This window comes from Nocardiopsis xinjiangensis YIM 90004, from assembly GCF_000341145.1.
Lineage (GTDB): Bacteria > Actinomycetota > Actinomycetes > Streptosporangiales > Streptosporangiaceae > Nocardiopsis > Nocardiopsis xinjiangensis.
Genome location: NZ_ANBE01000006.1, coordinates 13,845 through 39,107, shown reverse-complemented (window position 1 = coordinate 39,107; position 25,263 = coordinate 13,845). Strand labels below are relative to the sequence as shown.

Sequence of the window (25,263 nt, the reverse complement as noted above, 5' to 3'; positions counted from 1 at the left end):
GAGGCCCTCAGGCCGTCCCTTCCCCTCGTGGGGCCCCACCGTTCGGCGTCTTCTCCGTTCGGTAGTGGCGCAGGAACAGCTCCTCCATGGTCGGGGGTTGGCTCGTGAGGCTGCGCAGCCCGAAGGAGGAGAGGTGACGCAACACCCCGTCCAGCTCCTCGGTGTCCACCTGCAAACTCACCCGCCTGCCCTCGACGGTGAGATCGTGGACCCCGGCGAGGACGCCGAGGCCCGAGACAGGCTCGGCGAGCTCCGCCCGGACGGAGGTGCGGGTGAGGTGGCGGAGCTCGGCCAGGGTCCCGCTCTCGACCGTCTTGCCGTCGCGGATGATCGAGACCCGGTCACACAGGGCCTCGACCTCGGCGAGGATGTGGCTGGACAGAAGCACCGTCCTGCCTCGCTCGCTCTCTGCCTTGATGCAGTCGTTGAAGGCGGCTTCCATCAGCGGGTCGAGCCCGGAGGTGGGCTCATCGAGCAAAAGCAGCTCCACGTCGGAGGCGAGCGCAGCAACCAGGGCAACCTTCTGGCGGTTGCCCTTGGAGTAGGTGCGCGCCCGCTTTGTGGGGTCGAGTTCGAAGCGCTCGAGAAGTTCTGCCTTCCTCGCCGGGTTCAGCCCGCCCCGCAGCCCTCCCAGCAGGTCCACCACTTCCCCTCCGGAGAGGTTGGGCCACAGCGTGACGTCGCCCGGGACGTAGGCCAGCCGCCGGTGCAGCTCGGTGGCCTGCGCCCACGGGTCTCCGCCCAGCACGCGGGCGGTGCCGGAGTCGTTCCGCAGGAGCCCCAGCAGGATGCGCAGCGTGGTCGACTTCCCGGCGCCGTTGGGGCCCAGGAAACCGTGCACCTCGCCCGCGGCCACGGACAGATCCAGACCGTCGAGTGCGCGCGTTCGGCCGAAGGTCTTCACCAGGGCCGATACCGATATCGCCTCAGTCATCCTCGGACCGAACCTCCTGTGTTGATCGAGGTGTGCTGCGTGCCGCCTCGCCAGGGGCCCCGGGCGGTTCCGATCGTCGGGGGACCTCGCTCAGGTCCGCGCGCCAGCTCTCGGCCAGGTCGGTGTCAACGAGCCCTGGCGCCAGCAGGTCGAGGGAGGCCAGGTTGACCCGGGCCACGCCTTCCTCGGAGAACACGTCGGTATCGAGCGCGTGGCCGACGTGGCGGTGCAGCACGGTGACGCCCAGCCGCATGGCGGTGAGTACGACAGCCCGCGCGTGTAGGTCGGTGGTGCCGCCCTCGCGTGTTCGCAGGTAGTCCTCGGTCGCCGCCACCAGTGCGTCGAAGATGGCGGTGGCGGCGGGTGAGTCCTCGACCAGAGCGAGCGCGAGGTAGCGCACCAACCAGGAAGCCTCCTGGGCGATCTGGTGGCGGTCGGGTAGCTCGCCTCTCATCACACTGCGTTCGGCGATGTCGATGTAGGCGGCCAGGGCGTAGGAGTCGCAGGCCTCCCGTAGCCCGTCCTTGGTGCCGAAGTGGTGCTGTACAAGGGCCGGCGACACGCCCGCCGCAGTCGCGACATCGCGCATGGTGGTCGCGGCGAAGCCACGCTCGGCGAACTGCCGTAAAGCGGTGTTGCGGATACGGGCACGGCCCGTGAGGTCGGAGGGGTGGGGTGCAGCAGTCATGACGTGACTGTACAAGGAAACAGCTGGCTGTACAACGGTACAGCATGTGGCTGTCTCACCGCGTAACCAGGGGCCCGGACCGGCATGCTCGCGTATCCGAGCAGCACCCATTCGAGGCCGGGCTCCTGCTGAGCGACCACGGAGACACGTGGGAGCGGACCGTGCGCGATAGCTGATCTGCGGCTGTTGCGCCCTGTGCACCATCGGCAAGCGAAACGCTGGCAACGGAGCGTTACCTGAGGCCCAACGCCGTCCCGGCCCCGCGCCCGCGCGGAGGCCAGGCCGTCGTTGGTGTTGGTCACGATCAGCTCGCGCTGGAGCTCGGCCAGCACGCTGAGCATGCCGAACATGGCACGGCCCTGCATGGCGGAGGTGTCGATGCTCTGCTCGAGCACGTGCATCCCGATCCCGCCCCCGCGCAGGAGCTGAGGACCAAGTCGAGCTTGGCCCGGGAGGCCTTCGCGCCGCTGGCGGTGTCGAGGTGGATGTTCTCCCGGTCGACCCCGGCCCGAAGGAGCGCGGCGATCTGGTGGTCAGGGTTCTGCTCGGCGGTGGAGACCCGCGCGTAGCCGATGGGCATATCGGAAGCTATCGCGAACAGCCTTTGCCACCGTTGTTTTCCAACACCGGTTATCGACACCGCGCACCTGCGGGTTCACGATCACCGGCGAAGTGCCGACAGAGGGTCCTTTGCCGACACTCACGATCATGGCGTGGGCTCGGCCCGCTCACCTCGGCCGAATGAGGGCTTCACCGCCGTTTGCGGCTGGTGCCGCGGTCGTTAACGGCGCCCGCACAGGTGCGGGCAGGTGCGGGCGGGAAATTCCTGGCCCGGCCTGCGGGGCTCGGTCCTCGACGCTCCCGTGGCCTCAGATCGGTCTTATGATCTATGCTCCCCAACATAAGTTACTCGCTAGTAGAGCGCAGGGGGCCGACGCATGCCAGCAGCGCGTGGCCCTCACCTCTGGCAGCAGGCACTCACCGCCACAGCCGCGAACCACGGCCGGCCCGCCCCCAACATCGGACTGCCTGCATCCTCAGCACGGTCCAAGACACGGCGCGCATGCACCGCGCCCACCGCAGCACCGCCCCGAGCCACGGGAAGCCCCGCGGGCCAGAGGCCCCACGACCTGCTGACCCACGTTCTGCACCCGCACACCAGCATCCAGGGACCGACCGGCCCCTGAGCCCCCACCCACCACGACAAGGAGCACCATGCCCACACTCCAACACCACGACGAGATCCTCGTTCTGGACCTGGGCGAGGACGAGAACCGCTTCCACCCCCACTGGCTCGCCTCGGTCAACGCAGCCCTGGACGAGGCCGAACAGGCCCCAGGCCCACGGGCCCTGGTCACCGCCGCCACCGGAAAGTTCTACTCCAACGGCCTGGACCTGGACTGGCTCATGGCCAACGCCGGCCGCTACCAGGACTACGTCGCCGAAGTCCACCAGCTGTTCGCGCGCATGCTGGCACTACCGATGCCCACAGTGGCGGCCCTGCAGGGCCACACCTTCGCCGCCGGGGCCATGTTCTCCCTGGCCCACGACCAGCGCGTGATGCGCGCCGACCGCGGTTTCTGGTGCCTGCCCGAGGCCGACATCAACATCCCCTTCACCCCGGCCATGGCAGCACTCATCCAGGCGCGCCTGAGCCCGCAGACCGCGCACGAGGCCATGGTGACCGCCCGCCGCTACGGCGGCCACGACGCCGCAGCAGCCCACATCGTGGACAGGGCCGTGGCCGAGCAGGAGGTGCGCCCCACCGCCATCGAGCTGGCCCGCTCCCTGGCCGGCAAGGACGCCGCCACCCTGGGCACCATCAAGGCCCGCATGTACGCCCCCGCCCTGGACGCACTGCGTGATGAGGAGGGCCCCTTCAGCTGAGCCGGCGGACCGGCCGCCGGCGCTCGCGGGCAGCGGCAGGAGCGGATGAGGGCCCACACCACCGCCTGACCACCCGCCCCAACACCGAAGGGCCCCGGCCACCGAGCGGGGCTGCCCCAGGTCAAGACCGAGGACGGGCCGCTGCCTCCTCCAGGTGCCCCTCACCCGCACCGGGTGAGGGGCACAGCACTCCTCGTCGGGGCCGTTGAGAGCACGCAACGAACGGAACTCGGCCGGTGGACTGCTGGCGAACAGGTGTTGCAGGAGGGCGTGGCAACAGCATCAGGAAGCGGGGACGGGCTCTAGCCGGTAGGCGTCCCCGTGGGCGACCACACGGCCGGCGGTGGGCGGTGCGAAGTGGGTGCCCAGGAGGAGGGTGTCCGTGCCGGCCAGGGAGCCGAGCAGCTTGCGGCGGGTGGCCTCGGACTGCCGCGGGGCGATGTCGACGCAGGCGCCGATGACGGGGTGGGCAAGCTGGACGGGATGGTGGACGCAGTCGCCGGAGATCAGCGCCGTCTCACCCTGGCTGGTCAGTTCCACGGCGACGTGGCCGGGGGTGTGGCCGGGGGTTGGGATCAAGCGCAGGCCGGGGGCGATCTCGGCGCCGGAGTCCGGGACGTCGACCGTGCTCAGCAGACCCGCCTGTTCGATCGGGATCACGGAGTCGCGAAACATCTGCTCGCGTGCTTCCTCCATGTCATAGGTGGCCCAGAACTCCCGCTCGGTGCGAGAGGTGAGGTAGCGGGCGTTGGGGAAGGTGGGAACCCACGCGCCGTTCACCTGCTGTGTGTTCCAGCCGACGTGATCGGCGTGCAGGTGGGTGAGGATCACCAGGTCGACGGAGTGCGGGGGGAACCCGGAGGCGGTGAGGCGCTCCAGGAAGTCGGTACGCAGATTGTGCCAGGCCGGGTTGGCCCGCTCTTTGCCGTTGCCGATGCCGGTGTCGACGAGAACGCGCAGCCCGTTCACCACGAACGCGAAGCTGTGGCTGTCGATGTGCACGATCCCGTCCTGGCCGGCGAAGTGGGGGTGCAGCCAGCCCTGGGCGCTCACCACCTCAGGGGCGGCCTCGGGCAGCAGCCAGGGTCCGGTCGCGGGCGGCAGGGCCACTTCGTCGACGCGGTGGACGGTGAGGCCGCCCACGGTCCAGGAGGGGATGGGGGTGGCAGAGCAAGAGGTGTGCATGGTCTCGTTTCCTTTGTTCTCTTCAGTGGAATCGGTCGGCTTCGGGGCGGGCCGCCCCGCCTCGTGAGGCGGTGAGTGCCGCCAGGGCCGCCAGGGCGAGGAGAGCGGCGGTGATCGCGTAGGCGTGTGAGGTGGCCCCCAGCCCGTAGTGCTGGGTGGCGGCGCCCGCGGCGACGGCGGGCAGGCTCATGGACAGATAGCTGAGGATGTAGTAGGCGGCCAGCGTCGCACCGCGGTCCCGCTCCTCGAGCGAGGCCAGGAGCATACGCAGCACCCCCTGGGTAACGGCGCCGAAAGCGATGCCGGCCAGCGCCGCTCCGCCGTAGACGGCGGGTAGCCCGGCGCCGTGCAGAGCGCTCAGGGTCAGGGCCGCAGCGGGCAGGACGCACAGGCAGCCGCCGATCGCCGTGGCTCGGGGCGGCCTGCGCCGCAGCGCCCATACGGTGAGCGCGGCGGTGGCGCTGAGGGCGAAGAAGACCATGCCAAGGGCTGCTTGCGGGGCCTCGGGGGCCGCCAAGCGTACGAGGGCCGGGCCGAGGGAGGAGTAGAAGCCGCCCAGTGCCCAGACAGTGCCGACAGCGGCGCCCGCGGCCAGCAGGGTGCGGCGTGCCGGTGGCGGGACGCCGACCCGCGGGCGCAGCGACCGCAGCGCTCCCGCGCGGCGGTGGGCCGTCTCCGTGGTGAAGACGGTCGCGATCGCCTGGGTGAGCAACAACGCCGCCAGCAGTACGTAGACGGTGACGGTGGGTGCGGGGACGAAACGGACGAGCAAGGTGGACACGAGCACGCCGGTGGCCATCCCGGCGACCGGGGTGATGCTGTTGGCCAGGGCGGACCGGCCCGGGCGCCGGGGGTTTTCCAGGTCGAGGAGCGCCGCGCCCGCGGCGCTGGTGGCCGCGCCGGTGGCCGCTCCTTGTAGAACCCGGGCGATGGTCAGGGAGCCCGCGCTGTCCGCTGAGGCCAGGAGGCCCATGGAGGCGGCCGCCATGAGCAGGGCGCCTACCAGGACGGGGCGTCGCCCCAGGTGGTCGGAGAGCGCTCCGGTGGTGAGCAGGGCCAGCAGCAGGGCCAGGGCGTAGGCGCTGAAGACCACGGTGACGGCGAGCGCGGAGAGGCCCCACTGGTCTTGGTAGAGGGGGTAGATCGGGGTCGGAGCACTGGACGCGGCCAGCAGGGCCGCGAGTATCGACACCTCGAGGGCGAAAGAAAGGGCGAAAGAAGCTGTGCGGCCCTTCCTGCGGGCGCGGGCGGCCCGGTGGGCGACGTGCGCGGGTGCCTCGGACATCACGGGTGCCTCGGACATGACACCGGGCATGGAACCCCTTCCATAAATGCAATGTATTTGCCTTAAGGAACAGTAGGGCCTACAGTCGGATTAACGCAAACCATTAGCTTTTGGTGTGAGGCGCTTCGCTGCCACACCCCCGATCAGGAGAAACCCGTGCCCTCCGCTGAACTCACACCACCCGAGGCCGCCCGCTGGGCCGCCCGCGCCGGACTTCCGCTGTCCGATGACCGCCACACCGCGGCCGCCGCCACCGCCAACCACATCCACTCCGTCGTCACGGTCCTGCGTGAGCTGGACTTCGGAGANAGCCCCCCCGCCCGCCGGCGCCTACCGCGCCGGAGAGGAGAAGCACGATGCAGCCGTATGAACTGACCCTCGCCCACGCCGCGCAGCAGATCCGGGCCCGCCGACTGTCCCCCGTCGAACTGGTCGACTCCGTCCTCGAGCGCATCGACCAGGTGGACCCGCACGTCGAGGCATACGTCGCGGTCACCGCGGAGCAGGCCCGCGGCGCAGCGCGGGAGGCCGAGCAGGAAGCGGCCCGCGGCATGTTCCGAGGGCCGCTGCACGGCGTCCCGGCCGGACTCAAGGACCTGATCGACGTCGCCGGTTCTCCCACCAGCGCCAGTTCCCGGGTCCGGGCCGGCCACCGCGCAGCCGCCGACAGCACGGTCGCCGCCCGACTGCGGGCCGCAGGCTCCGTCCTGGTCGGCAAGACCCACACCCACGAGTTCGCCTACGGCCTGACCACCCCGCAGACCGGCAACGCCTGGGACCGCGGCCGGGTCGCGGGAGGATCCAGCGGCGGGGGGGGCGTGGCGGGGGCGGCCGGGGCGGCGCCCTTCGCCCTCGGCACCGACACCGGCGGATCGATCCGGGTGCCCGCCGCGCTGAACGGGGCCGTCGGCTTCAAACCGACCTACGGGCTGGTGCCGCGCCACGGCGTCACGTCACTGTCCTGGTCGCTGGACCACGTCGGCCCCATCACCCGCACCGTCGAGGACGCGGCCCTGGTCCTGACCGTCCTCGACGGGCACGACCCGCGTGACCCCGCCTCGCTGAACACCCCCGCCCTCGACCACCGGCCGGAACAGGAACCGGACCTGGCGGGCGTGCGCGTCGGGGTACCGCGCAACTACTACTTCGACCATGTCGACCCGGAGGTGGAGGCCGCCGTCCGCGGGGGCATCGCGCAACTGGAGGTGCTCGGCGCCCGGACCGTCGAGATCGACATCCCGATGACCCGGTACATCCAGGCCACTCAATGGGGGCTGATGGCGCCGGAGGCCACCGCCTACCACGAGGGCACGCTGCGCACGGTCCCCGAGCTGTACCAGGAGGACGTCCGCATCCTCCTGGAGGCCGGTGAGCTGATGGGCGCGGGCGACTATCTGCGTGCCCAGCGCTCCCGGACACTCATGCAGGAGGAATGGGCCCGCCTTCTGGAGAAGGTCGACGTGATCGCCGCCCCGGCGGTCCCGCTGACCGCGGTGGAGGCCGGCCAGGAGAGCATCACCTGGTCCGACGGCTCGACCGAGGCCGTCTCCGACGCTTACGTGCGTCTTTCCTCCCCGGCCAACATCACCGGAGTGCCCGCTCTGTCCGTCCCGGTGGGCCACGACACGGCAGGCATGCCGATCGGCATGGCCCAGTTCTCCCGAAGGCCCGGCAACAGGACAAGTAACCCGCGAGTAACTTAGTCGACGTTCGCAGCGGGTGTCGTACTTCTGGAAACTAGTGTTCCCGGAATTAGACTGGCCGGGTGACTTCTGGAAACACAGCTTCCTCCGCTGAACAGGCTACTGATTCGACTTCTGGAAACACACACACCGGGCGGCCGCGCCGAACCGTGGCGCTGCCCGGCGACCTGGACGCCGAACGCGCGGCCTTCGCCGAGAGACTGGCCTCGGCAACCGACCTGGGCGCGGCCACCCGCGACAAGTACCTGCGCAACGTCGGCTACTTCCTGGCCTGGCTCGCCGACGCGCGCGAGGCCGGCGCGCTGGACGGCGACCCACTCACCGATCCGAACGCGCGGGACTGGGCGGTGCGCGACTACCGACGCACCCTGAAGAACACCCGCACCCGCGCGGGCGCTCGCCTGTCGGCGGCCACGATCAACAACCGCCTGGCCGCGTTGGACGCCTTCTTCGCCCTGCGCGGTTCAGGACGCCCCGACGTGGTCCGCGAGCACCTGGCCCGTCCCAGCGCCCCACGGGCTCTGGATGGGCGGGCCAAGCTGCGGTTCCTGCGCACCGTGGCCCGGGACGCCTCGGTGCGCGACCGGGTGATCTGCCACCTGGCCTACTACGCCGGGCTGCGGGTCGCCGAGATCGTCGCCCTGGACGTGGCCGATCTGCGGCTGTCGGCGCGCAAGGGCACGGTGCGGGTGCGCGGCAAGGACCGCACGGTGCCGCTGCACTCCGAGGTGCGCTCCTCGCTGGAGCGGCTGTTGGACGAGCTCGGCCGCCCCGGCGCGGGGCCGCTGGTGCGCAACCGCGACGGGGGGCGGTTGTCGACCCGGGCGGCCGCCGCGGCGGTCACCGCGCTGGGCGCGGCGGCGGGGATCGGGCCGGACGATGACGGCGAGGCGTTCGGACCGCACGTGCTGCGCCACACCTTCGGCGCCGACCTGGTGCGCGGCCGCGGCGATCTGGCGCGCGATCCGGTGGACCTGGTGACGGTCGCCGAACTGATGGGGCACGCCGACATCAACACCACCCGCCGCTATGCCCTACCCACCGAAGCCGACAAAGCCACAGCCCTGGAGGCGCTCACCATCGACCGGTGAGCGGCCGGAGGCCTACCGCTAAATCCTGTAGTAATCCTCCTCGACCCCCATCTGCGACCTCAGACCGCTCCCGAAGCTACTCACGGGTTACTTTGCCCCTCGCCGTAGCTTCGGGAGAACCGGGCCGAGACCGAGCGCGGGCACGGACGGGCCGAAAGGCGCACGGTCAAGGTCGTTACCGCACCCCGGATCACTTTCCCGCACGTGGCGCAGGTGCTGCGGGTACACCGGTGGGTCAAAGAGTTGGCCACCGGTGATGTGCGGCGCACCTACGCCTATGTCGTGACGAGTTTGCCCGCTGAGCGGGCCGATGCTGCCCGGTTGGCGGGCCTGGTGCGGGGCCATTGGCGGATCGAGGTGCTGCACCATGTGCGGGACGTGAGCTTTGGTGAGGACGCCTCGCGGGTGCGGTGCGGGCACGGACCGCAGAACATGGCGATGCTGCGCAATCTGGCGATCCCGCTGCTGAGCGAGTTGGGGATGAGCGGCATCCCCGAGGCCACGCGGTGGGTGTCCTACGAGACCTTCACGCGCCCTCTCGAGCTTCTCCAGATCCCCTGACCAGCACGGGTGCAGCCCTCATCCGACTTTGCAACAGCCCTGTGGTGGACCCGGTGTCCGGGCTCTCGTGGCGGGCCAGTCACGAAACCTTGGCTTTCGTTGTCCCGACTATGCGCGAGGGTTCGTTTCAGCGCTGAGCTGTGGGGACAGGGCCCGGGTAAGGCCAGGAGCCGCCTGACCGAGTCCAACTCGCTCCCGTATTGGAGAAGGTCATGAAGGCCCTTGTGTACAACGGATCCCGCGACGTCTCCGTCAAGGAACTGCCGGACGCCCGGATCGAGCGTCCCACCGATGTGCTCGTGCGCATCACCGCCACCAACATCTGCGGTTCCGACCTGCACATGTACGAAGGACGCACCGACCTGGAGCCCGGCAAGGTCCTCGGACACGAGAACCTGGGCGTGGTCACCGAGATCGGCAGCGGCGTCGAGCGCATCCGGGTCGGCGACCACGTGTGCCTGCCCTTCAACATCGGCTGCGGATTCTGCCGCAACTGCGAGACCGGCATGCCTTCCTACTGCCTGACCGTCAACCCCGACCCCGACATGGCCGGGGCCGCCTACGGCTTCGCCGGGATGGGCCCCTACCCCGGCGGGCAGGCCGAGTACCTGCGCGTGCCGTTCGGGGACTTCAACTGCCTGCGGCTGCCCGAGGACGCACAGGAGAAGGAGGACGACTACGTCATGGTCGCCGACATCTTCCCCACCGGCTGGCACGCCACCCGCCTGGCCGGGCTCAAGCCGGGTGAGTCCTGCGTGGTCTACGGCGCGGGTCCGGTCGGACTGATGGCGGGCTATTCCGCGCTGCTTCAAGGGGCGTCCCAGGTGATGGTGGTCGACCGCCATCCCGACCGGCTGCGCCTGGTGGAGAGGATGGGGGCGATACCCGTCGACGACTCCAAGGGAGACCCGGTCGAGCAGATCCTCAACCTCACCGACGGCCGCCGTGCCGACTGCGGATGTGAGTGCGTCGGCTACCAGGCCCATGACCATGTCGGTGTCGAGCACCCTGAGCTGACCATGAACAACCTGGTGAAGTCGGTGAAGTTCACCGGCGGCATCGGTGTCGTAGGCATCTTCCTGCCCTCCGATCCCGGGGCCTCGGACGAGATGTCCCGCAACGGCCGGCTCGACTTCGAGATGGGGACGTTCTGGTTCCAGGGGCAGAGGATCGGTACCGGCCAGGCGCCGGTGAAGGCCTACAACCGGCAGCTGCGCGACATGATCCACCAGGACCGCGCGAAGCCGTCCTTCATCGTCTCCCACGACCTGCCGTTGCAGAGGGCACCGGAGGCCTACGAGCACTTCGACAACCGCGAGGACGGCTGGACCAAGGTGGTACTCAAGCCCGCCATGACGTGAGCGGCGCCGCTGGCCGGCCCGTGGGTCCGTGGGTCGGTGGGTCCGTCAGGGCCCGTCAACCACGGAGCCGACACCACGCGGGCCCGAAGGAGCTTAGGTTCTAACGGTGGTAGCCGTCTCAGCTGGGGATCGGCTTACGGCACTCGCGGCGCGACCGTGTGGCGGTGATCGCCCGAGACGCAGCGTCGGCCCGGCTCACCGACAGCGGTCAGAGTCCCCCTCGTCCGGCCGCACAGCCCTTGACCCCACCCGCCTTGGGCTCGTGCTCGATGGGGTGAACACCGTGGGCACGCGGCCACGCCTGCACGGCCCGTCGATCCGCGCTAACCGCCCTCGGCGGGTGGTTTCGACCCGGCCTGACCGGGCAACTCTGTGGTTATCCCACACTATGAGGAGGCGCGATTCCCATGGCAGAAGAGCTGCGCGGCCGACGGGTCGCGATCTTGGCCACTGACGGTGTCGAGCAGGTCGAACTGACCCAGCCCCGCGAGGCGGTGGAGCAGGCCGGGGCGCAGGTGACGCTGCTGTCGATCCACACCGGAGAGATCCAGTCGATGAACGCTGACATCGACAAGGGCGATACCTTCACTGTCGACCGGCTGGTCTCCTCCGTTCGGTTCACCGGCGGCATCGGCACCGTCGGGGTGTTATCCCCCAGGACCCGGGCGGGCCGGACGAGCTGTCCCAGCAGGGCAAGGTCCGCTTCGACTTCGGCAACTTCTGGTTCAAGGGTCAGCAGATGGGCACCGGGCAGGCCCCGATCAAGCGCTACAACCGCCACCTGCGCAACCTCATCGCCGCCGACAAGGTCACCCCCTCCTGGATCGTGTCCCACAACCTGCCGCTGGAGAAAGCCCCGGACGCCTACAAGCACTTCGACGCCCGCGAAGACGGCTGGACCAAGGTCGTCCTCAACCCCGGCACGGCGGCCTGACTTGTCCGCCGCGGCTTTGAACAGCACCCGTTTGAGTAGGAGGCCAGAGCATGGCTGAATCGGTGACCGTCGGGCTCCTCGTCCGGATCGAGGCGCTACCGGGCCACGAGAAAGAGGTCGAAGACTTCCTGCAGCAGGGGCTCGGCATCGTGGAGCAGGAGCCCAACACGGTGCGGTGGTTCGCCATCCGCTTCGGGCCCTCGTCGTTCGGGATCTACGACGCCTTTCCCGACGACTCCGGCCGCCAAGCCCACCTCTCGGGCCAGGTCGCCCAAGCCCTCGCCGACAACACCGGCACCCTGTTCGCCCAGCCCACCATCGAACCGGTGGACGTAATCGCCGAGAAACCACCGAGCTGATCACCGAACGGGCGACTCGGGGTGATGGTGGGGTCCGAGTAGGAACGGAACGGTGAGTACCGGCAACTGTCACATCTGTTGACACCCGTGGCGGGGCGCGCCACGCTACCGGCATGGACAGTGACGCGGTGGCCTTCGTCAGAGCCGAACAGGTCCCCGCTGGAGCCGCCGTTGACGCCCAGGTACCAGCGGAAGGTTCCGGACTCGACGCCGGTGAAGGTGGCGGCTTCGCCGTCGCAGTCCAAGCCGTAGACGCTGCCTACCTCATCCCACCCGTACCAGACGTCCTGCTCCAGGCGGATGTAGAAGGTCCCGAGGCCGGGGTCGCAGTTGGTGATTGAGTCGACCGTGATGGTGTGCGTGCCAGAGTCGGTCGCGGTGTAGTTGCGGGAGAACACGACGCCGTCAAACTCAGCATCCCAGGAGAAGTATCCCGTCATGAGCTGGCTCGAGAAGGTGGAGCCGTCCTCATAGGTGAGCGTCGTGGTGTCGCCGGCGGTCTCCACGTCGGCCACCTATGAGGCCTGCGGCTCCGGGACCTCAGCGGCCAGGGCCGAGGCGGAGGGAGCGAGGCTGAAGGCCAGAGCGGCGGCTCCGGTCGTGGCGATGACACGGGAGGTGACGCGCATCAAAAAGCATCCTCTACACAAGGGGGAATGATCGGACGATACTCACCTTTACCGTCATGCTGCACAGCAACCACCCGGGGCCACATTTGGCCACAGCAAACACAGCTGCCCCTGCTCAAAGATCCTAAGGCTTGGTATCGAACGGATGAGGGCCATGATCCTCTTCCTTGGCATCAACTCATCTGTTAAAGCCCTTTGATGTCCTGGTGACCTCGCTCATGAAAGGAGTATTGCCGCTTGAGCTGGGAAAATGGCATACCAGAGCGCCCGGGAAGACCGCCAACCGCACACGTAAAAACCAGACGTTGTGCCATTTTCCTGCTTGTCGGTGTCAATGCCAGATCCTCACACGGCCAGGTCCAGGCGTTTGTCCATGTCTAGGTCGAACCGGCCGTAGGGGTTAATGTGGGTCCAGAACAGCGGGTTGAGCGCCCGCCGGTCCTCGGGAGTGAGCCGCCCCGCCCAGGCCGGGTCTTCCAACACCCGTTGCAGGAGCAGGGTGTTGACGTAGACCAGCGCGGACTGGAGCAGGTGCAGGCACAGCATGGAGATCTCGGCGTGCTCGCGATCGCCTCCGGTGAGCACGCCCTCCTTGCCATAGAAGAACTTGTCGTTGGCGCCGTTCCAGTTCTCCACCACCTCCAGGCCGCCGTGGATCTCCCTGCGCAGTGCCTCGTCGGCCAGGTAGTCGCAGGCGAAGATGGTGCGCACCGCCCGGCCGAGTTCTTCGATGGCCTGATAGACGGGGTTCTTGGGGCCGCCGCCCTTGGTGAAGCGGCGCAAGACCTGCTCGGTGTCGGCCGTGCCCAACCTCAGGGCGGTGGCGTAGGCGACCATCTGGTCGTAGTTGCGCTCGATCAGCGCCCAGTCGATGGGCCGGTTCTTGACCACCCGCTCCAGGCGCGGCCAGGTGGCCGGGCCGGTGTCGGGGCTGTACAGGCGCACCGCGCCGATGTTCTTCAACCGCGGCAGTAGCTTGAACCCGAGCAGCTCGGTGAAGGCGAACCCCACAATGCTGGCGCCGTGGGTGTCGGTGTAGTTGGCCTGAACGTCGGCGTCGGTGCAGTGGCGCAGGACCCCTTCGATCATCGCCGCGACCTCGGAGGAGGAGCACGACTTGAGCTGGGAGTAGATGCAGGCCCGGCCCTTGTCGACGTGCCAGTAGATCATCACCCCATGCCCGCCGTAGCGGGCGTGGAACTCCGTCATCAGGTTCGACTCCCAGGACCCGAACCGTTTGGAGTCCGACGCGGTCGTGGTCGCGGTGCCCCACCAGGTGGCATCGCGGGCGGCGAAGGTCTCATTCACCACGGTCGCGATGGCGCGGCGCAGGTTGTCGCGGGTGATGTGGCTGGCGCGGGTACGGCGCAGCGCCCCCTCGTCCTCGCCGTGGTCGCCGGTGGCGATCATCTGCTTGATGCCCATGTTGGTACCCAGCGCGAACAGGCACAGCAACAACCGGCGGTGCAACGTCGCTTTCGGGATGGCCTCGCGGGTGGCCACCGAGGCGAACTCGGAGCAGAACCCGGTGAGCAGGGCGGTGTCCTTGAGGATGTCGAGCAGGTCGATGGTGCCCCACCGCCTGAGCACCTCAGCCTTGAGCGCTCCCAGGTTCTGCGGCTCGGGCAGTGGTTCCAGCTTCGGGACACTGATCCAGGGCTGGCCTTTGCGGGTCACGATCCGCACCCCGCCGGTAGTGCCCTCCGACATCGCGGTGTTCAGCCGGTCCAGGGCCGCTCGCACCCGGGTGCGTACCCCGTCCACGAACGCGTTCGGCTCCAGGGGCTTGTTCAACGCGGCGTAGTGCACGTCCCGGTTGTCGGCGAAGTCGCCGGGCAGATCGGTGTCAGGATCGCGCCACTTCCCCGCGCCCTGAACGTAGATCTCGCGGCGGCGCAGGGCCTCGCGCAGCGCGATGAGCACGCACAGCTCATAGGGGATGCGCTCCACCCGCCCCGAAGCCTGGTCGGTGACCGCTTCGTGCCAGGCCTTGGGCACCACGCCCTCGATCGGCACGTGCTCGGCGGTCCCGTAGAACTTCTCGGAGCGGTCGACGTCGGTGTAGCGGCCCAGTAGCTCGATGGCCTCCATCACCGGCCGGTAGGCGGTGTTGTTGCAGGCAAACGACAACGCGGCCAACAAGGGGGAGAGCATACGCCGATAGTGGTGGGAGTAGGAGCCACGCAGCTGGTAGCGCACCCGCTCAGCCATCGCCTTCTCCGTGGCCATCAACTCCCGCGCGAGCTTGCGCAGCGTCTTCTCCCCACCCGGAACCGCGCCGAAGATCACCTCGGCCACCGTCCCGCCCGGCTCGGCCAGGGAGGCGTCCACCATCCGGCGCAAGATGCCCTTCTTGCCCGGCACCGCGCTCAACTCCCCGATCAGCTCCTTCTCCACCCGCTTCTCCGCGCGGGCGTTGATCCGGTGGATGAGCCGGATCAGCAGCTCTACCAGGGAGTCGATCAGCTCGGCCTGACGGGTCCAGCACAACGCGGCCAGCAGGGTGTAGCGCACCGCCGGGGCGCATTCGGCGAAGTCGGAGGGGTACATCCGCGCCGCACGCGAGCGCCAGGCGGCCACGATCTTCTCCGACACGCCCCCGAACGGCTCGTCCGGTAGGCCCAGGGCCTGCACGGTCTTGAGCTTGTCGACCTCCTCCAGCAGGGTCTCTAACCCCAGCGGCCCCGGGTCGGACTTCACAGCCCCCAGCACGCCCTCGGTACCCAGCACCTTGGACTCCAGCCGATCGCAGATCCCCGGGCCCAGGCGGGTCATCACGCTGGTGGTGAAGGCCTCCTCGAACCGGCGCACCCCCGAGGCCACGATCCGCTCGATCTGCCCGGGGCGCGGGGGTTCGATCTTCAGGGTGAGGCACCGGCGCTGAACGGCTTGGGCGAGTTCATCACGGCCGGCTTCCACCGGGCACACCTGGTCGGCCAACCAGTCGGCGAGTTGGTTCTCTTCGTCCTCGGTGGCCGCGTGGGTGCCGTAGGTGTCACGGATCTGGCGGCGGTGCCGCCCTGGAACTCGCGTGTTCCAGGGGTACTTGCCGAACAGGGTCGGCTCCACGCCCACCTGGTCGGCGACGAAGGGTACCGCCGCCGCCGGGATCTCCTCGGCGTAGGAGGGGAAGCGGCCCTCGATCTGAAAGAACTTGAGCTTGAGCGCGAACCCGAGCCGGGTAGCGCCGCTCTTGTTGCTCAGCAGCTTGCGGTCGCCCTCTTCCAGGGTCCACTCATCGACGAGCTGTTCAGGGGTCCAGTCCTGGCGCATGAAGGTGCTCCGCGATCGTGTGCGGTCAGTCGACAGCGCACACGATGGCGGACAGGTGCTGGGTTACCGGGGAGTTCGTCTGATCCGTGATCTCGAACTGGACTTTAAGTTACTTACGGGTTACTTGTCCTGTTGCCGGGCCTTCGGGAGAACTGGGCCGGCATGCAGTTGCTCGGGCGGCCCTTCGGGGAGCGGGAGCTGCTGCGGGTCGGCCACGCCCACGAGCGCACGCAATCCGCCCGACCGCTCGCGCCGGCCGCCTGAGAGCAGCGCGCGGGCCGCACGGCATCCGGCCCGGCCCGGATACCGTCCGGCCCCGGTCGGGACCAGGCCCGGATGCCCTCGACCAGGAGGCCGACCAGGGGCCCGGCGCGGCCGTCGAACCGGAGTGCTCTTCTTAAACACAAGGAATGTGCTTTAAGGTGGTGCCATGAGTCGCAAGCCGATGGTGCGCCCCGGCGGGCGCAGTGCCCGGGTCCAGGCTTCGGTGCACATCGCTGTACGGGAAATCCTGTCGGAGCAGGGCCGCGACGCGCTGACCGTCCCGCTGGTCGCCCAGCGCGCCGGGGTCACCCCCTCGACGATCTACCGCCGCTGGGGCGACCTGCAGGAGCTGCTGTCGGACGTGGCGGTGGAGCGCCTGCGGCCCGACACCGCACCGGAGGAGCACGGCGACCTGCTGTCCGACCTGACGGCCTGGGCCGAGCAGTTCCTCGACGAGATGTCGTCCCCCTCGGGCCGTGCCTACATCCGCGACGCTCTGCTCGGCGACCCGGACGGCAGCAACGCCGGCCAGTGCTCGGCCTACGCGGCCGAACAGGTCGACGTCATTCTCGCCCGCGCGATCGGCCGCATGGAGAACACCCCCGACGTCGAGACGGCGATGGACCGCGTGGTCGCCCCCATGATGTACCGCATCCTCTTCCGCCCGGGCGGGCTCGACGCCGCCTACNGGCGGGGTCCGATCCCCGCCGCACGGCCCGCCGCGAAGACCGCCGTGGCTTTGCAAGAACCGGGTCTACCCGCAGGTTACTCGGCAGATTCCCCGGAGTTCGTGGGAACTGAAGGATCATCAGCGCCAACCCGAAAGGCTTCGGGATTCATGAACGATTCTGACCCTTGGGTCCGGCTCCAACGCGCGAGGCATGCTGTTCGGAGGGGCCTTCCAGGAGCTGTTGGGCAGCGGTGACATAGCGGATGGCGGTCTTGTCGTCGAGGCCGCACACGTTCGCCGGGTGCAGCGGATCCGGGCCGCGGGCCAGCACCTGGTCGAGCTGCCGGTCCATCCGCAGTCGTTCGAGCGTCGCGGTGAGCCCGCGAAACGCCCTGCTCACCCAGACCTTGCCGACCGGTCCGGCCTCCACGGCCGCCCGAGGACGGAGCTCTCAGGATAAGGGAGAGGGTGTTTCCCGAGAGGACCACGGCACGGCCGGCGGCACTGCGCCAGCTGTAGACGCCGGCTCTTTCCCGCCCTGGCCCGGCTGTTGGCGATGGCCAGAGCACCGGCCACGAGGGGCCATCAGCTCCCGCGCGAGCCGGCGCAGCCCCTTCCCCCCCCCCGCCCAGGAGCACCAGGCGACCACGGCCTTCTCCGACACCCCGGCGCATGGCTCCTCCGACACCCCTAGCGGGCCCCATACCCCTGAAACTGTCCTGAGGGGCAGAGCAGAGCGATCCCAGTGAGATGCTGGCTTGGAGGCTCGATAGCGTGCGCGTGTGCAACGCGAGTGGCAGCCGGATGAGCTGGTGGAGTCGTGGACACTGGCTGGTGACGACTGGCGTTCGGTGGGTAACAAGTCCGGGGCCACGCGGCCGGGGTTCGCTCTGTTGCTGAAGTTCTTCGAGGCCGAGGCGCGGTTCCCGCAGCGTGCCGAGGAGATTCCACCGCAGGCGGTTGGCTACGCGGCGGAGCAGGTCGGTGTGGAAACCGAGGAGTTCGGCCACTACTCGTAGCGCTCCCGCTCGATCAAAGATCATCGAGCGCAGATTCGGGCCGCGTTCGGTTTCCGCGAGTTCTCCCGGGACGATGAGGACAAGCTGGCTGGATGGCTGGCCGAGGAGGTCTGCCCGGTCGAGCTGGGTGAGGACCGGCTGCGACAAGCGGTATCGGTGCGCTCCCGCGCCGAGGGGCTCTACAAGCCATGGAGAACTGGAACTCCGGCAACGGCGTGATCTTCCACGGAAAAAACAGCGAGCTCACCGGCCCCCACCGCGACTCCACCGAAGTCTGCATACTCGCCCTGCATCTACTCCAGACGGCATTGGTGCACGCCAACACCCTGCTGCTGCAAAGGGAATCTGGTGCTACCACGGCATCCACGCGGCGTACTGGCCGTCGTGGAGGAGCGGCACGTTGCTCGGCGTCCTGGTCGGTGCACGCATCCCCGCGAACTGGGTCCAGCTCGCCCGGGCCAGGAACAGCCTCTGGTCGTACCCGGTGGTCCTGACACCCGCACTGCTCCTGTGCGGTGTCGTGATCACCGTGGCATGCGGGCCGGCCGGAGAGGGGCGTGGCTGCTTGTCGGCAAGGGGATCGGTCTCGCACTACGCGCTATGGGTACCGGGGTTTGCGGTTCAGCGGAAGTAGCGGGGTCGGCCGGCGAACCAGGTTTGTTCGGTCGTCGTGCCTGCCAGCTCCTCGTGTGGCACGGCAAAGGGGTCGCGGTCCAGTACGACGAAGTCGGCCGAAAGCCCTGGGGCCAAGGAGCCGGCCTGGTCCTGAAGCCCCATCGCACGGGCCGCGCCGGTGGTGTAGGCCGTGACGGCCTCGGGCACTGAGATCGCTTGCTNGAGCCCGGCAATCCCCGGCCACGGGTTCGGCGACCCCGCCACCGGCCAGTCCGAGCCACCCGCCACCAGCGCGCCGGTGTCCAGGAGGCCCCGCACTGGCTGAATGCGGGTAGCCCGGTGCGCGGGCAGCACCTCACGCAGCGCATCGACGATGACGCCGGGAAACCACAGCGCGGGCGACATGTCGTTGATCACGCCCAGCGGCGCGAACCGGCCGATGTCGTCGGGGTGCAGGAACTGGCCGTGCGCGATCTGCACCGGCGGCACCTGTTCGCCCGCCCGGTGGGCGGCCTCAACGACGTCGAGTACCATCCGGGCCGACGCGTCCCCGGTGCAGTGGATTTTCAGCCCGATCCCGGCGATCGCGGCCCGGCGCAGCCAGCTGGCGAGCTCCTCGACCGACATGGTGGTGTGGCCGGTGTGGTGGCAACCGTGCACGTCGTCGGGCAGATAGGGCTCGAGGAAAGCGCCGGTGCGCGTGGATGGGACACCGTCGAGGAAGATCTTGCCGAAGTCCGGCCGGTGGTGGCGGGTGCGGTACTGCTCGGCGACCGCGACCAGCTCTTCCCCCACGACATCGGCGCTCATCAGTGAATTGTTGAGCAGCAGCGAAGACACCACCCGGGCGTGCAGGCGCCCCTGTTCGTCGAGCCGCCGCAGTCCGGCCAGCTGGTCGAGCGAGACAGCCGCGTCCTGGAAACCGGTCACCCCTACCCGGTGCAGCAGCTCGATGCCGCGCTCGCTGCTGCGGGCGCGGTACTCATCGTCGTGATCGGTGGCCTCGGCGCGAGCTCGCTCCACCAACGCGCCTGCGCTCTCGTAGAGCGCCCCGGTCGGATGGCCGTTGCTGTCGCGCACGATGCGCCCGCCGGCGGGGTCGCCGTCAAATCCCAGCACCCCGGCTCTGCGCATCGCCTCGGTACTGGCCCACCGGTTGTGGTGGCTGTCATCGGTGAGCACCACCGGCCGCCCGCCGGCGGCCTCGTCGAGGCGCGCCAGCGCGCTGGGGTCCGAGAGCTGCTCCAACAGGGTCGAACCCCAGGAACCACCTGCGACCCACTCCTCGTCGGGCCGGCTGCGCACCCGCTCGCGGACCGCGTCGAGGATCTGCTCCAGCGACGCCGTCACGGGGAACTGCAGGGTGTGCAGGTCGGCCTCGCCGGCGGCGGCGTGATGGTTGTGCACATCCAGCAGCCCCGGCAGCACCACAGCCCCGGCCAGATCGACGACCTCGGTGTCCGGACCGGCGTCGCCGCCCACCTCGACGTCGCCGCCGACGGCGGTGATCCGCCCGTCGCGGATCCCGAACGCCCTCGCCCGCGGGCGCAGCGGGTCCATGGTGTGCACCACCGCATTGCGGACCAAGACATCGAGCGTGCTCATGATCGTGACTCCTCACTGTCGACGGCGGGCGCCCCATCGGACACAGTTTGATACAAAACTGTTCGTGACAATACTTCCGGGTGCGAATCTGGACGAGAACGACCTCAGCGGCATCGTCGGACACCGCTTCATCTACACCTACGCCAACGGCTGGCAGTACGAGATGTAGGCCAAGAACGAAACGACGATCGACTACCGCATCCATAGCGCTCACGTGGGCGGTCGCTGGGTCACCGGGCAGAGCCTCGACGTCGTCCGGCTCGACACCGCGGTGTACAAGGTGTTCTGGAACGAGCCGACCGGATCCTCGGTTGTGGCCACCGTGAGGCCCGAACACCGGCGGATGCACTGCTCGAACTCCTCCCCTCCGACCAGGCGGTTCTCGCCGAAGCGGCACCCGCGCCGGTCCGGCTCGGCGAAGCCCTGCAAAGTGAGCCGCGCCCCTCCTGGCCATCGGAGGCCGCGCACCGATCAGGGTGCGGTGGCGGGAAATAGCGGACCCGGCACCAAATCCAGGTGGGTGTTCGGGGCAGGGCTTGAGCCTGATGAGCTCGTGTAATCGTGCGACCTGTATTCGAGATAGGGGATTACTGCTCGTGGTCGCCGGCGCAACGAGAGCTGATCAACGGCGCCGGGGCACGGGCTTGCTGCCAGCGGGCCAGCGCCCGGAGGAAGACCCGGGCGTACTTCCCAGCACGCCCTCGGCGCCCAGCCCCGGATCGCCCGCTCGCCCTGCTCCGGCCCCACCCACCGAGGAGGCCTTCAGCGGCCCGGATGCCGGATGCTGCCAGAGCCCGCGATCAGCACCGGCGGTGACGGAACCGGCTGTGCGGGACCGGGGATGGGGAGCACCCGTGGCCGACCCGGGCCCGAGCCCTCTGGAGCCCCCTCTTTAGTTTCGTTTGCTATTAACGTTTTACTATAACGTTAAGGCTTATGCGCCAACAAAAACCGGACTCGAGACCCCAAATCCTGGCCTCCGATAAGTGGGCCTTCCCGGAGCCCAGAACCCCAGAGGCCCCTGGCCGCCCCCGAGCACCCCGCAGGCCCCACCAACGAAATGAAGGAACCCGCCTGCACCACCGAGAACGAGACGGATACAGCCCAAGCTGTATCAACCCCTGAACCCACCCCGCAGAGAAGCAACCACGACACCCGCACCCGGCACCACCCTCAAGAGAGATGACGCCCCGCTCCCCGAGGAGCCGGCACCACCGGACACACCACCCGCGCCAGGGTCCGCCGCGCGGCGCTGTTCACGCAGGCGCCGAGCAAACCTCCACGGCGGGCCGGTACGCCGCGCCAGGAACGAGCACGCCCCCGTGCGACCCCACAGGCAACACTTCGGCAAAGCGCGTGTCCCAGCACCCACCCGCGGGCAGTGCGTACCGGACACAGACCCACAGCGTGGCAGCGCCGCGCACATCCGAAGAAGAGGAGGGCAGCGATGCGACGCTCCGAGGCCACAGAGGCCATCCTGGAGGCCAAGCGAACCAAGCAGCTGTCTTTCAGCGCCATCGCCGAGGAACTGGGCACGGACCGGGTGTGGACGAGCGCCGCCCTACTCGGCCAGCACCCCTTCGACCAGGACACCGCACAAGCTCTGCAGTCCCTGCTCGACCTGCCCGAGGACATCGTCGCAGTGCTGGGCGAGATCCCCACCCGCGGCAGCTTCGAGCAGATTCCCCCCACGGACCCGACCCTGTACCGGCTCTACGAGGCCATGCAGGTGTACGGACCCGCTTTGAAAGAGCTCATCCACGAGGACTTCGGCGACGGCATCATGAGCGCCATCACCTTCCGCGCGAACGTACAACGCGTCGACGCCCAGGAAGGGCCTCGCGTGCAGATCACCCTGGACGGAAAGTTCCTGCCCTACAAGTGGTGACCGGCCGACGAGCCGCTGGGGGCCGGCCTTGTCGGGCCGGGGCCGGGAGGTAGGAGACCAGGTCCTTTCCGGCAGCGAACCCGCGGTAGCCGAAGGCTTCGCGAATCTGCCAGGTGTGCTCATAAGCGGCCCCGGTCCGATGGTCGGGAAGGGCCCGAGGTCGAGGAGGAACCGAACGAAGACGACTGCACGCTCAAGCACCCGGCTCGAGCGGGGGGGGAGGCCAAGCACTGTTCCAGGTCGGTCACCGACAGTTCCTCGGGCCAACGGCCCTAGCGGGCGCTCCGGCCCCGAAGAAGTATGCATGCGGCACGGCCCGGAGGTCGAGACTGATAAGAGCCGTTGATCCAGGGGCCTGTGTTCTCCGCCGCTTCCGCCGCCGTGATCACTGCAAGTGGCCGCCGGAGGCGTAGCGGTCCCAGGCACCTCCGGCTCCGACAAGGACCTGCGTGGTGGTCCTGTCGTGAAAACCCAGAGCCCGCGCGATGACCGGAGCAAGGGCTTGGAGCACGAGTTGTGGCCGACAGGGCGGACTTGCCTGATGTGGCACTAGTCCTCCGCGCGCATGCGCTTCACACGCCGGCGCAACTTGAGGAGTTCGTCGTAGGTCGGCACGCGAGGGAACTTCAGTGCGGCGCGGTCCTCCTCGTAAAGGGTCAGTTCGCGCAGATCGCTCTGGAGGGAGAGAAGGAGGTTGCCGGTGTAGGACTTCTTGTCGGCCAACTCCTTGTATTCCTCGGAGGAGAAGGAATGGCCGGGCCGGTTGAAGCCGCGTTCCTGGTATGCGCTGCAGGTGTAGCTCACGTTGATGGCGAGCCTGTCCAGAATGATCCGTCGCCACACCACGTGTATGCCCGGCCTCTTGCGTGGCCGGTCAACTCTGGTGCCCCGAGAGCCGAACCAGTACCACTCGGAAAAGTCGGCGAGCATGCGCCGGACCCTTGTAAGTGCACCCACTGAACGCCTCCCCTCCACAGGAGGGATACCGGCCCCTGGTCCCGTCAGACTGTCGGCGTTCATGCTGCCACATCAAGGGGCGAGCCCGAAAGAAGCCGTTGATCCAGGGCTCCGCATTCCCCGTGGATCCCCGCCCACCGGTCACTGCGAGCGGTCGCTGGAGGCGTAGCGGTTCCAACTGCGGATTCAATCTCCCGGTGCCCTCATCCAAGAGCGCGTTCACCCTCTCGGCCAGAGTGCAGCTCTGCCCACCGTTCGGCTCGATCCGGGCTCGCTCGGGGCCCAGCGGCCGGCCGGCGAAACATCGGTATCAGAGGCCAACCGGAACGGAGCCGGCGTGCGTTCTCTGCGCTACCACGAGAAGCAGGGCATGCTCTGCAGCGAACGCAGCGCCCGCGGGCAGCACCACTACGACGAGGCGGCCGTGAACCGTGTGCTGCTGCATCGCCGCCCTACTGCCGCAGCCCCTGCCGTGCCGACCCTGGACAGAAGCCCTGCCATGTGCCACCCTCAGAATTGGGCACACGCCCAACACGAGTGTCCAAGACAGATGCCCAAAAACCGGAGCCGGCCCACATGAGCACTCCCAAGAGCCACCAGGTCCGCCACGACCTCCTACACGCAGCACGCACCCTGATCGCCGAACGCGGCTGGAGCGCCGTGAGCACACGCACCCTGGCCCAACGCGCCGGCGTGGGCCCCGGCCTGGTCCACTACCACTTCCCCTCCCTGAACGCACTGCTCAACGAAGCCGCCCTGACCGGCATGGCCGCCGTCATCGACCAACCCCTGACCCACCTGCCACCCGAGACCGACCCCCACCAAGGCCTGGACCAACTCCTGGCCCACATCGACACCTACACACCCCAAGGCCCCGACACCGTGCTGTTCACCGAGGCCTACCTGGCCGCCACCCGCGACGCCGAACTGCGCCAAGGCATCACCGAACTCCTGCAACGCCTACGCACCCACCTGAGCACCTGGCTCCACCAAAGCGGCATCGCCCAACCCGAAACCACCGCCCACCTACTGGCCGCCACCATCGACGGCCTCATGCTCCACCGCACCCTGGACCCGGACCTGAGCACGGACAAAACCGCACCCGTCCTGCGCCGGCTCCTGAACACACCCACCGAGGAGGAACAATGACACCCCCACCCAACACCGCCGTCATCGTGGGCGCCGGCATCGCCGGCCTGGCCACCGCCCAACGCCTGGCCCACCACGGATGGAGGGTCCACGTCCTCGAACGCGCCCCGGGCCCGCGCCCGCAGGGCTACATGATCGACTTCTTCGGCCCCGGCCACGAAGCAGCCCAAGCCATGGGCCTCCTGCCCCGCATCCGCGAGTTGGGCCACGCCTTCGCCCGCGCCGACTTCCTCGACACCGACGGCCACCCCCGCGCCAGCCTGCGCTTGGACCGCTTCGCCCACGCCCTGGGCGGATCGGTGGTCTCACTCCTGCGCCCCGACCTGGAACGGGCCCTGCGCGAGGCCCTGCCCGAGCACGTGGACCTGCGCTACGGATGCGCTCCCCACGCCTTCACCGAAGGACCCGAGGGCGTGCAAGTGCACCTGCCAGAAGGCCAGAGCCTGCACGCCGACCTCCTGGTAGGAGCCGACGGCATCCACTCCACCGTGCGCCACCACCTCTTCGGCCCCCAGGAGCACTACCTGCACCCCCTGGGTTTTCACACCGGCGCCTACACCTTCACCGACGCCCGCATCCACGCCCTGGCCCGGGGCCGCTTCTGCCTGACCGACACCCTGGACGCCCAAATGGGCCTCTACGCGCTGGGCCAGGACCGCGTGGCCACCTTCGCCGTGCACCGCACCCAGCAAACCGACCTGCCCCAGGACCCCCGAGCCGCCCTGCGCCGTACCTACGCCCACCTGGGCTGGCTCGTCCCCCGCGCCCTCGAGCTGTGCCCACCACCAGAAGAGGTCTACTACGACCTGGTCGCCCAGATCAGGATGAACCACTGGAGCCGCGGCCGCACCGTCCTGGTCGGCGACGCCTGCCAAGCGGTCTCCCTACTGGCCGGCCAAGGCGCCTCACTGGCCGTGGGCGGAGCTTACGTCCTGGGCGAGGAACTGGCCCGCGCACACAGCCTGCCCCAAGCCCTGAACAACTACGAGCAACGCTGGCGCCCGGTGGTCGAAGAACGCCAACGCGCCGCCCGCACCGGCACCCAATGGTTCCTGCCCTCCACCCCAGCACAACGACGGCTGCGGCGCCTGGCACTGAAACTGTCGGCCCTGCCCGGCCTGGACCGCCTGGTGGCCACCACCGTCTCGGGCCGGCCCACCCGCGCCATCCAGGAACTGGCCGACCGACCCGTGCCCTGAACCCACC

21 protein-coding genes and 5 pseudogenes are annotated in these 25,263 nt (G+C 68.9%); 17 read left to right on the top strand and 9 right to left on the bottom strand.

Going from position 1 to position 25,263, the window contains the following annotated elements:
• Nucleotides 1–7: 7 nt before the first annotated feature.
• The 3 genes and pseudogenes from D473_RS0103340 to D473_RS28630 form a co-directional block, all read right to left on the bottom strand.
• Nucleotides 8–934 (bottom strand): ABC transporter ATP-binding protein, encoded by a 927-nt coding sequence (locus tag D473_RS0103340; RefSeq protein ID WP_026126553.1) that lies wholly within the window; start codon nt 932–934, stop codon nt 8–10.
• Nucleotides 927–1,622, bottom strand: a complete 696-nt coding sequence (locus D473_RS24105; protein WP_017607678.1) for a TetR/AcrR family transcriptional regulator — start codon at nt 1,620–1,622, stop codon at nt 927–929. The genes D473_RS0103340 and D473_RS24105 overlap by 8 nt, the downstream gene beginning before the upstream one ends.
• Nucleotides 1,619–2,202: pseudogene (locus tag D473_RS28630) on the bottom strand (recombinase family protein). The gene D473_RS24105 and the pseudogene D473_RS28630 overlap by 4 nt, the downstream one beginning before the upstream one ends.
• Nucleotides 2,203–2,837: 635 nt before the next feature.
• Between D473_RS28630 and D473_RS0103320 the strand changes: the two are divergent.
• Nucleotides 2,838–3,509 carry an enoyl-CoA hydratase-related protein gene (locus D473_RS0103320; RefSeq protein ID WP_017607675.1) on the top strand — a complete coding sequence of 224 codons (672 nt, stop codon included), beginning with the start codon at nt 2,838–2,840 and terminating at the stop codon, nt 3,507–3,509.
• A 282-nt stretch (nt 3,510–3,791) separates the two neighbouring features.
• On the opposite strand, the gene D473_RS0103315 is transcribed toward D473_RS0103320, so the two are convergent.
• Together D473_RS0103315 and D473_RS0103310 are read right to left on the bottom strand one after the other, a co-directional pair.
• Nucleotides 3,792–4,694 (bottom strand): MBL fold metallo-hydrolase, encoded by a 903-nt coding sequence (locus D473_RS0103315; RefSeq protein WP_017607674.1) that lies wholly within the window; start codon nt 4,692–4,694, stop codon nt 3,792–3,794.
• 22 nt (nt 4,695–4,716) lie between these two features.
• Nucleotides 4,717–5,997, bottom strand: coding sequence for an MFS transporter (locus tag D473_RS0103310; protein WP_152436752.1), 1,281 nt, complete (start codon nt 5,995–5,997; stop codon nt 4,717–4,719).
• A gap of 338 nt (nt 5,998–6,335) precedes the next feature.
• Here D473_RS0103310 and D473_RS0103300 point away from each other — a divergent pair, with 338 nt between their 5' ends.
• The 7 genes and pseudogenes from D473_RS0103300 (at nt 6,336) to D473_RS26285 (ending at nt 11,988) form a co-directional block, all read left to right on the top strand.
• On the top strand, nt 6,336–7,682 hold the full coding sequence (locus D473_RS0103300) for an amidase (RefSeq protein ID WP_017607672.1): 1,347 nt from the start codon (nt 6,336–6,338) through the stop codon (nt 7,680–7,682).
• A gap of 149 nt (nt 7,683–7,831) precedes the next feature.
• On the top strand, nt 7,832–8,773 hold the full coding sequence (locus D473_RS0103295; RefSeq protein ID WP_017607671.1) for a tyrosine-type recombinase/integrase: 942 nt from the start codon (nt 7,832–7,834) through the stop codon (nt 8,771–8,773).
• Nucleotides 8,774–8,905: 132 nt separating this feature from the next.
• Nucleotides 8,906–9,334: pseudogene (locus tag D473_RS24090) on the top strand (ISAs1 family transposase); the annotation flags it as partial.
• Between the two features lie 212 nt (nt 9,335–9,546).
• Nucleotides 9,547–10,695 carry a glutathione-independent formaldehyde dehydrogenase gene (locus tag D473_RS0103285; protein ID WP_017607669.1) on the top strand — a complete coding sequence of 383 codons (1,149 nt, stop codon included), beginning with the start codon at nt 9,547–9,549 and terminating at the stop codon, nt 10,693–10,695.
• A gap of 407 nt (nt 10,696–11,102) precedes the next feature.
• Nucleotides 11,103–11,309, top strand: a pseudogene (locus tag D473_RS27965) (DJ-1/PfpI family protein); the annotation flags it as partial.
• 125 nt (nt 11,310–11,434) lie between these two features.
• A complete protein-coding gene (locus D473_RS27825) occupies nt 11,435–11,629 on the top strand; it encodes a hypothetical protein (protein WP_017607668.1) in 195 nt (64 codons plus the stop codon).
• Between the two features lie 50 nt (nt 11,630–11,679).
• Nucleotides 11,680–11,988 (top strand): putative quinol monooxygenase, encoded by a 309-nt coding sequence (locus D473_RS26285; protein ID WP_083917893.1) that lies wholly within the window; start codon nt 11,680–11,682, stop codon nt 11,986–11,988.
• A 974-nt stretch (nt 11,989–12,962) separates the two neighbouring features.
• Here D473_RS26285 and D473_RS0103265 read toward each other — a convergent pair.
• Nucleotides 12,963–15,926: a Tn3 family transposase gene (locus D473_RS0103265; RefSeq protein ID WP_275040635.1), complete on the bottom strand. Its 2,964-nt coding sequence runs from the start codon at nt 15,924–15,926 to the stop codon at nt 12,963–12,965.
• A gap of 394 nt (nt 15,927–16,320) precedes the next feature.
• On the opposite strand from D473_RS0103265, the gene D473_RS24085 reads away from it, so the two are divergent.
• The 3 genes and pseudogenes from D473_RS24085 to D473_RS28625 all read left to right on the top strand — a co-directional run.
• Complete coding sequence (locus D473_RS24085) at nt 16,321–17,079, top strand: TetR/AcrR family transcriptional regulator (protein ID WP_241474698.1); 759 nt, start codon at nt 16,321–16,323, stop codon at nt 17,077–17,079.
• Between the two features lie 527 nt (nt 17,080–17,606).
• Nucleotides 17,607–17,843 carry a DUF4158 domain-containing protein gene (locus tag D473_RS0103245; protein ID WP_017607662.1) on the top strand — a complete coding sequence of 79 codons (237 nt, stop codon included), beginning with the start codon at nt 17,607–17,609 and terminating at the stop codon, nt 17,841–17,843.
• 188 nt (nt 17,844–18,031) lie between these two features.
• Nucleotides 18,032–18,175 (top strand): annotated as a pseudogene (locus D473_RS28625) (Tn3 family transposase); the annotation flags it as partial.
• A gap of 19 nt (nt 18,176–18,194) precedes the next feature.
• Here D473_RS28625 and D473_RS27960 read toward each other — a convergent pair.
• Both D473_RS27960 and D473_RS0103235 read right to left on the bottom strand, forming a co-directional pair.
• Complete coding sequence (locus tag D473_RS27960; RefSeq protein WP_017607661.1) at nt 18,195–18,371, bottom strand: hypothetical protein; 177 nt, start codon at nt 18,369–18,371, stop codon at nt 18,195–18,197.
• Nucleotides 18,372–18,464: 93 nt separating this feature from the next.
• A complete protein-coding gene (locus tag D473_RS0103235; protein WP_449406439.1) occupies nt 18,465–20,018 on the bottom strand; it encodes an amidohydrolase in 1,554 nt (517 codons plus the stop codon).
• A 109-nt stretch (nt 20,019–20,127) separates the two neighbouring features.
• On the opposite strand from D473_RS0103235, the gene D473_RS28335 reads away from it, so the two are divergent.
• The 3 genes and pseudogenes from D473_RS28335 to cynS all read left to right on the top strand — a co-directional run bounded on the left by D473_RS28335 (nt 20,128) and on the right by cynS (nt 21,951).
• Nucleotides 20,128–20,232, top strand: a complete 105-nt coding sequence (locus tag D473_RS28335) for a phenolic acid decarboxylase (RefSeq protein WP_017607659.1) — start codon at nt 20,128–20,130, stop codon at nt 20,230–20,232.
• 15 nt (nt 20,233–20,247) lie between these two features.
• Nucleotides 20,248–20,622 (top strand): annotated as a pseudogene (locus tag D473_RS28620) (phenolic acid decarboxylase); the annotation flags it as partial.
• Nucleotides 20,623–21,510: 888 nt separating this feature from the next.
• Nucleotides 21,511–21,951, top strand: coding sequence for a cyanase (cynS, locus tag D473_RS0103220; RefSeq protein ID WP_017607657.1), 441 nt, complete (start codon nt 21,511–21,513; stop codon nt 21,949–21,951).
• Nucleotides 21,952–22,500: 549 nt separating this feature from the next.
• Here the strand turns inward: cynS and D473_RS0103215 are convergent.
• The gene (locus D473_RS0103215; protein ID WP_161626403.1) at nt 22,501–22,755 is read right to left on the bottom strand and encodes a hypothetical protein; all 255 of its coding nucleotides are present in this window, start codon (nt 22,753–22,755) and stop codon (nt 22,501–22,503) included.
• Nucleotides 22,756–23,245: 490 nt separating this feature from the next.
• Between D473_RS0103215 and D473_RS28330 the strand changes: the two genes are divergently transcribed.
• From D473_RS28330 to D473_RS0103205, 3 genes are read left to right on the top strand one after another with little or no spacing between them, the layout of a single operon-like run.
• Complete coding sequence (locus D473_RS28330) at nt 23,246–23,488, top strand: MerR family transcriptional regulator (protein WP_152436749.1); 243 nt, start codon at nt 23,246–23,248, stop codon at nt 23,486–23,488.
• Nucleotides 23,485–24,057: a TetR/AcrR family transcriptional regulator gene (locus D473_RS0103210; RefSeq protein WP_017607655.1), complete on the top strand. Its 573-nt coding sequence runs from the start codon at nt 23,485–23,487 to the stop codon at nt 24,055–24,057. Before D473_RS28330 ends, D473_RS0103210 begins: the two co-directional genes overlap by 4 nt.
• Entirely contained in the window at nt 24,054–25,256 is a 1,203-nt protein-coding gene (locus tag D473_RS0103205; protein WP_017607654.1) for an FAD-dependent oxidoreductase, read from the top strand. Before D473_RS0103210 ends, D473_RS0103205 begins: the two co-directional genes overlap by 4 nt.
• The last annotated feature ends 7 nt before the right edge of the window (nt 25,257–25,263 follow it).

Excerpts from the sequence above, each read along its gene's own strand:
- D473_RS24105 (WP_017607678.1), bottom strand. The coding sequence starts at position 1,622 with ATGACTGCTGCACCCCACCCCTCCGACCTCACGGGCCGTGCCCGTATC.
- D473_RS0103210 (WP_017607655.1), top strand. The coding sequence starts at position 23,485 with ATGAGCACTCCCAAGAGCCACCAGGTCCGCCACGACCTCCTACACGCA.
- D473_RS0103315 (WP_017607674.1), bottom strand. The coding sequence starts at position 4,694 with ATGCACACCTCTTGCTCTGCCACCCCCATCCCCTCCTGGACCGTGGGC.
- D473_RS27825 (WP_017607668.1), top strand. The coding sequence starts at position 11,435 with ATGGGCACCGGGCAGGCCCCGATCAAGCGCTACAACCGCCACCTGCGC.
- D473_RS26285 (WP_083917893.1), top strand. The coding sequence starts at position 11,680 with ATGGCTGAATCGGTGACCGTCGGGCTCCTCGTCCGGATCGAGGCGCTA.
- D473_RS0103300 (WP_017607672.1), top strand. The coding sequence starts at position 6,336 with ATGCAGCCGTATGAACTGACCCTCGCCCACGCCGCGCAGCAGATCCGG.
- cynS (WP_017607657.1), top strand. The coding sequence starts at position 21,511 with ATGCGACGCTCCGAGGCCACAGAGGCCATCCTGGAGGCCAAGCGAACC.
- D473_RS0103205 (WP_017607654.1), top strand. The coding sequence starts at position 24,054 with ATGACACCCCCACCCAACACCGCCGTCATCGTGGGCGCCGGCATCGCC.
- D473_RS0103340 (WP_026126553.1), bottom strand. The coding sequence starts at position 934 with ATGACTGAGGCGATATCGGTATCGGCCCTGGTGAAGACCTTCGGCCGA.
- D473_RS0103310 (WP_152436752.1), bottom strand. The coding sequence starts at position 5,997 with ATGTCCGAGGCACCCGTGATGTCCGAGGCACCCGCGCACGTCGCCCAC.
- D473_RS0103320 (WP_017607675.1), top strand. The coding sequence starts at position 2,838 with ATGCCCACACTCCAACACCACGACGAGATCCTCGTTCTGGACCTGGGC.
- D473_RS0103285 (WP_017607669.1), top strand. The coding sequence starts at position 9,547 with ATGAAGGCCCTTGTGTACAACGGATCCCGCGACGTCTCCGTCAAGGAA.